The organism is Bradyrhizobium sp. UFLA05-89 (assembly GCF_059803475.1).
This window is the reverse complement of sequence record NZ_JBANBA010000210.1, coordinates 1-5,698: the sequence shown is the minus strand read 5'-3', so window position 1 is coordinate 5,698 and position 5,698 is coordinate 1. Positions and strand designations below refer to the sequence as shown.

Here is a 5,698-nt window from a genome sequence, read left to right as displayed (position 1 = left end):
TTCATTCCTATGGCCTGTTACGCGGCAGCTTCCGGCCCGATGCCGAGATTGCAACTCTGCGCGCCTATCTGCGTCAGCGAGAACGCCAGCAGCGCGTCACCATGCTTGGGCGCGCCGTGATGCCGACCGGTGGGAACATTGCTGCTGACCATGGTGCGGATCGCCTCGAACCTCTCCCAGCTCACGTACCCATCGTGGGTGTTGGGCTTCAGCGCCAACCATTCGTTCCGCGCCTTGCGGCGGATCTTCACGCTCACGCCCTTGGCGCCGTATCCCGCCGCCACAGCCGTCTTACCATAGGCATAGGCGCCGCCGTAGACCGGGTTCTCAATGATCCGGTGGATGGCGGAGTAGCTCGGTCGCCGCCAGGCCGTGTCGCCGTTGGTCTGCTTCACCGGCAGATCGAGATTGTACTCGTGGAGCCAGCAGAGCGCCTGTCGCGCGCTGCCCAGCTCCTCGACCTTGTCGAACACCAGCTTGATCGCCTCCTGGACCCGCCGATCCGGATCTTCTCATAACGGTCGCCGGACTTCACGAAGCCCACCGGCGCCGCTACAACCAACTCGCCCCGGCGCGCCTTCTCGTAGCGGGCCGAGAGCGAGCGCTGGCGCAACAGATCCAGCTCGTACTCATTTAGGCTGCCCTTGAGCCCGAGCAACAGGCGATCGTTGCCGTGCCTTGGCGCATAGATGGTCTCCTGATCGACCAGAACGGTATCGACCACGCGGCACATCTCGATGAGCTGCTGCCAATCCCGGCTGTTGCGAGCGAACCGCGAGACCTCGCGCGCGCAGACCGCACCAACCTTACCGAGGCAAACCTCCGCTACCATCCGCTCGAAGCCGGCGCGTTGTTGTACCCTGCCGGCAGCCGAACGACCGAGATCATCATCGATCACTTCGATCTCTGACCATCCGAGCGCCGTCAGCCGCTCCCGCATGGCGTATTGCAACGCGCTGCTCTCGCGATTGTGCAACACCTGATGCGCTGAGGATTGACGCACGTAAAGAAGCGCCTTCCGCGCCAGATGATGAGGCCTGACCTTGTCAGAGATCATGACCGACCTCCTTCGCGCGCAGCGTCGCTGTCATCGCAGCATGGTCGAGGATCAACTGCATCATTAGACTTGTCAGCGCCGCCCGCGCTTCTGCCGGCAGCTCCGACCATGCCGGTGCGCCGACGGCGCCGTTCGACACGCCGTTCCCGAACAGATCCATCTGTTGCTGCGACCGCGGTTGTCGATTGTGTCGGTGTCCGCTCCGTGACATTGCCGTCTGGCTTGACATGAGCCGCTCTCCGATTCTGGTCGTGAGAGCCTCTGGACGCGCCAGAAAGCGGGGCAGCTGATGGCGTTCGATCCTTCACCGCCAGATCGAGAAGCGCAGAAAGCGCCGCAAGTGCATCGATGCTGACAAACGGCTGAGCTGTCAGAAGCTCGGCGTCATAGCATGCCGTCCGGTCGAACATCCATGCTGGAACTTCCAGCCAACGATCTGCTTGCGACTCGTCCAGGGCGCAGCGAAAAACCACATCATCAGCCTTGTCGACGGCCCTATGAACGCAAACTCGGCGACCAAACCAAGGATGATGCCGATAAAGTACCTCGCGAAAAACGGTCCTGTGGGCGTTCTTAAACCTTGTTGTACAATCGAACACGTCGCCACTCGGCCATCGGATATCTCAGCCCGATCGAGATGGAGCTAAAAGCAGCTTAACCCTGTCCATTTTTTCGGGGGAAGATCAGCAGTGGGTCGATCATGATGAGCATCTTCCCAAGCGCGACTCGCGCTAGGGCTGCTTCATGAAACTCACCGCCGAACGTCCCTTCGCCGAACCCGAAGCCGCCGCCCGCAAGCTCATTGAAATCGCCAGCAGCGTCGAGCCCGTCCAGGACGGCCGCATCCATATCGAAAAGATCAACGCCCCGACCCTCTACAGCCTGAAGGCCAGCGGCCTCTCGGCGCCGGCATCAAGTTTGCGGTTGAGCGCGGCTGGAGCTGCACGAGAGTGCGACGTATGTCCGCCTACTTGTCGCCGTCGAGTAAAGCCAAATCCGTTCGGGAGCTGTGTGCCGCACGCAAAACACAACGCAACCCGATCAGACAATCGGACACAATCCCTCGCTCGGGATTTTGCATCCTCCCTGGGCTGGAGCAGCGGTCGCCTGCGCGTAGCGGCCGTCGAGTGAGACAATTTACGAGACTAATCGTCGAAGCATTTTAGGAGCCAACCGCCCTTCACTGGGTTGAGGCGCCTACAAGGGATACGCGACCTCACTCGCAACTCGGATAGAAAACACCATCCGAGTTCGCCTTGCCCATTGCCATCCCTCTTTTCTGTTGGCCAAGAAACTACAAGGAACGCCTTACGACCAGCTTAGGGAAAATGGTCCGTGCGAGGTTTACTGCGTCGGTGAGTGAGCCACAGCTCGACGGACCGAGCTTAATGGCAACAATTAGGGAGGCGTTTGCTCTAACTGAGCATTCATGAATGAATTCGCTATGGTGACCAAGTGCACAGCAGCAGTCCCGAGTTTCTCCATTTCTTTGTCAGCTGTGTAGGCGGCAGCCGCCCGGCGATATGCAATTGCCACTGTTGCGTAGGCGTCCGTGATCAGTACGGCAGAGTGATCGTGCTTATCCCGTCCTTGACGAACACGGTGTTTTACCACCTTCATGGCTGCCTCTGCGCTCAGTTCAGCGAACTTCTTATTATCTAAACTCGGATCAGAAACTTCTGGCTGACATGCCGCAGCCGCTCCGGCGATCATCTGATAGTATTGCTGCTTTTGCCGACCATCGGCGGTTAGGTAACTTTGTAAAAGGCGGCGAGCCTTTAGCTCGAGGTATTTCCGATCCTCTCGGATCTTTTTCCGTTGATTATCTGGCTTGAACCAACTGGACATCGCTCGCCCGTACGCATGCACGCTCGCTGGCAAAGCGTAACCGGCCTATAAAGTTCCTCATGCACGCTTTGTAGTGGCGTACCGGCAAAAACACGGGATCTCCGCCGAGCTCGCGGTCGCCCGCGCGAAAGCGTCGGAAAACGAAGCGCTGATCGCCCAGCAGCATCTAGGGCAACGGTCGGAACGTTCGGCGCGGCTGATCGAGCAGTTGGCACTGACGTTCGAAGAGCTGGAAAGCCGACGCCACCCAGGACGAATTGGCGGCCGAGCGGACTGTGCCGAAAGCGGTGCGTGGATTTACGCGTAAGCGTGCTGAGCGCCAGACCTTCCCCGAGCACCTGCCCAGGGAGCGGGTGGTGATCGACGGGCCTACGGCTTGTGAATGTTGCGGCAGAAGTGGTGCCGCGCCAGCGAAACGCCATGAGCTTGCGGCTCCGGTCGACATACTCGATCTTGGCGGCCAGGCGAGATTTGTAGCGAATGGAGCCAGTCAAAAAAACTCATCCGGGGCGATTTTGGAAATGCTCATACTCGCCCAGCAAATCGCGACCAACCGTGGAGAAGGCTCGCCTGCTACCGAAAAGCGTGAGCGGCAGATCTAATGTACGGTCCGCATCAGTGAAGGACATAAGTGGCATATCCGAACAAGCGAAGCCACTGGTCGCGCTTCGACGGACGAAGATTTCCGCGAGCGATCCGCTGTCAACATGGTGGCCGGGAGAGCGGTAAGCCCTGCGGAACTATCGGACGTCCAACTCATTGAGCGGTTATTCATGTAGAGGACCGTTCTGTGAACCACATCGCCCTTATCTTGATCTTACTCGTTGGCGGCTCTTCGCTCGCCTTGGCCCAGAGTGCGGGTGGATCGAGCAGTGGCGGCTCGGCGGCGAGCGGAGCTGCGGCCACCGGCTCCCCAGGTTATGCGGGCGGCACCCTATCGACCGGGCATACTATAAGTGGCACTGCGAGGTCCTCGGATCCCAATGTGGGCAACCCGCTCAGCCACTCAGCGAACGGCGGCGACGTGGATGCTTCCTCAGTTGCTCAGCCTCCACCATCGCATGACAACGCGGTGGATACGCCCGCCGCTGAACGCGCCATGAAGAACTTGGGCAACACCGATATCGGCATTCTCAAGAAGTAAGACATCCTGTAAGTCGGCCTCGGTCTTGGCGTTTGCGGCTAGTCTCGGTGGTGTCCGCGCGTAATGTGCAAGGGCCGCTGTTCGCCTTGGACGACGTTCAATTGCGATTGGGGACCAAGTCCAAGCCGGTGTCGGGACCGCATCAGGTCTCGGCTTCCTCACGACGAAAGCATGAAAGGACATGGCAAAGCTGTCGCCGCGGCGCAATCGCTCTGGGTCGTCGGTGCTGATCTCGACAATGTTGAGCCAGCTTGTGTGCTTGGGCGTGGGAGTAGAGCTCGAGCCGCGGCAAGATTCGTCAGGCTTCGATAGGTGGGAACGCCTGATAGAGGGCACCGGCTCCGAAGACCGCTCCTCTGGACGTCGGGGCCAGCGCGTTCGCCCTCGGGCGGCGTGGCGACTGCGCCGGCGCCTGTGCAAAACGTTTTCGCGCGCGCCATTCATGTTCAGGCACCCACACGGATCTCACTCCGAGTTCGTGGCGAACCGCAATAGTTTCGCGGTCGCATTCGTGGACTGAACCCCGCACGTTGCTATCAGGGACTTAGGATCGTTCTTCAATCACCAAGGCCGAAGCTTTCTCTCGCCGTGTAGGTTACTGCCTCGATCTTGTTTCCATCGAGATCGATTACGAACGCAGCATAGTAATTTGCATTGTAGTTCTCGCGGAACCCAGGCGCGCCTCCTCGCTGCCGCCATTGGAGATCGCCGTCGCATGAAAGCGCCTAACAGTTTCCCGGTTGGGGGCCTGGAAAGCGATGTGGGCTCCGTTACCAGCGCTGGCGGGCCTACCATTCACGGGTGTCTCGACACTGAAGATGATGCCGGACACTCCGTAGTGGAGCGAGTATTCGGAATATTTAAGCAACCGAAGGCCAATGAGTGCCATGAGCGGATCGTAGAATGCGCGCGCTCGATTTATGTCGTTACTGCCAATCGAGACGTGATGGATCATCCGTAGTGCCAATCGTGAAGCTGCCGGCTCTGTTTGGGCCGCAAGACCTACAAGGTATCTGGCGTTTTGAGCTCGTGCTTTATCAGCTCGCCCTTCAATTGCCGTTCGGCCTCAAGCCAAAATTCCTCTTCTCGACCTTCCGGGCGCCCAGCAGCCTTCCACAATTCATGCGCTCTTTGGCGGATGTCTTCTTCAGGTAGGTTGGCCACCACATTCGCCTCCCTTCATGGATCCGGCGTTGCAAAAACGTGCCGACATGGACACGGTTCCAAGGAAACGGCCCGTCGTGCGGTTTGCGATGAAGTTTCGGAATGGAGGCTTCAAGTTGGAAAGCAATGTTCCGCTCGGCCTCGACGACTCGGGCTCGCAACTCTGCAGCGAGTCATTTGTACTTCGAGCGGCTGGCAGAGGAAGAACGGCGATCGATACGAGCTGTGACTGCCCAGGGAAACGTGAAGCGCCGGACTGAACTCCGACCCACGGTTTAGATGTGATGGCTCGGAGGCGGCTAAAGATAGAGGCCGCCAGCTGAGCGGCGCCCTAATCGTCCCAGACGCGTTACGTTCACTTTTGGACAAACGGAAGACATGTTACTTCGGGCAAACCAAAACGGCCGACCGCAAGACCGGCTACAAGATTTTCGATCGCTACAAGGAGCACGGGCTTGAGGCGTTAAGCGACCGCTCCAGGCGGC

The 5,698-nt window shown here is 59.1% G+C and carries 7 protein-coding genes and 2 pseudogenes; 2 read left to right on the top strand and 7 right to left on the bottom strand.

The genetic code is table 11. The features are described from left to right. Positions 1-200: 200 nt before the first annotated feature. The 5 genes and pseudogenes from SO139_RS45260 to SO139_RS45240 all read right to left on the bottom strand — a co-directional run. Positions 201-473: pseudogene (locus tag SO139_RS45260) on the bottom strand (recombinase family protein); the annotation flags it as partial. After that, positions 392-1,057, bottom strand: coding sequence for a recombinase family protein (locus SO139_RS45255; RefSeq protein WP_498542073.1), 666 nt, complete (start codon positions 1,055-1,057; stop codon positions 392-394). The gene SO139_RS45255 and the pseudogene SO139_RS45260, both read right to left, overlap by 82 nt. Beyond that, on the bottom strand, positions 1,047-1,217 hold the full coding sequence (locus tag SO139_RS45250; protein WP_474804966.1) for a hypothetical protein: 171 nt from the start codon (positions 1,215-1,217) through the stop codon (positions 1,047-1,049). Before SO139_RS45250 ends, SO139_RS45255 begins: the two co-directional genes overlap by 11 nt. 494 nt (positions 1,218-1,711) lie before the next feature. Beyond that, positions 1,712-1,906, bottom strand: a complete 195-nt coding sequence (locus tag SO139_RS45245) for a hypothetical protein (protein WP_474804964.1) — start codon at positions 1,904-1,906, stop codon at positions 1,712-1,714. A gap of 549 nt (positions 1,907-2,455) precedes the next feature. Then, positions 2,456-2,905 carry a hypothetical protein gene (locus tag SO139_RS45240; RefSeq protein WP_474804962.1) on the bottom strand — a complete coding sequence of 150 codons (450 nt, stop codon included), beginning with the start codon at positions 2,903-2,905 and terminating at the stop codon, positions 2,456-2,458. Between the two features lie 73 nt (positions 2,906-2,978). Between SO139_RS45240 and SO139_RS45235 the strand changes: the two are divergent. Both SO139_RS45235 and SO139_RS45230 read left to right on the top strand, forming a co-directional pair. Further along, a pseudogene (locus SO139_RS45235) lies at positions 2,979-3,297 on the top strand (IS66 family transposase); the annotation flags it as partial. 593 nt (positions 3,298-3,890) lie between these two features. After that, positions 3,891-4,049, top strand: coding sequence for a hypothetical protein (locus SO139_RS45230; RefSeq protein ID WP_474804960.1), 159 nt, complete (start codon positions 3,891-3,893; stop codon positions 4,047-4,049). A gap of 628 nt (positions 4,050-4,677) precedes the next feature. Here SO139_RS45230 and SO139_RS45225 read toward each other — a convergent pair. Together SO139_RS45225 and SO139_RS45220 are read right to left on the bottom strand one after the other, a co-directional pair. Next, on the bottom strand, positions 4,678-5,004 hold the full coding sequence (locus SO139_RS45225) for a VOC family protein (protein ID WP_474804958.1): 327 nt from the start codon (positions 5,002-5,004) through the stop codon (positions 4,678-4,680). 47 nt (positions 5,005-5,051) lie between these two features. Beyond that, positions 5,052-5,213 carry a DUF2934 domain-containing protein gene (locus SO139_RS45220; RefSeq protein ID WP_474804970.1) on the bottom strand — a complete coding sequence of 54 codons (162 nt, stop codon included), beginning with the start codon at positions 5,211-5,213 and terminating at the stop codon, positions 5,052-5,054. Between the last annotated feature and the right edge of the window lie 485 nt (positions 5,214-5,698).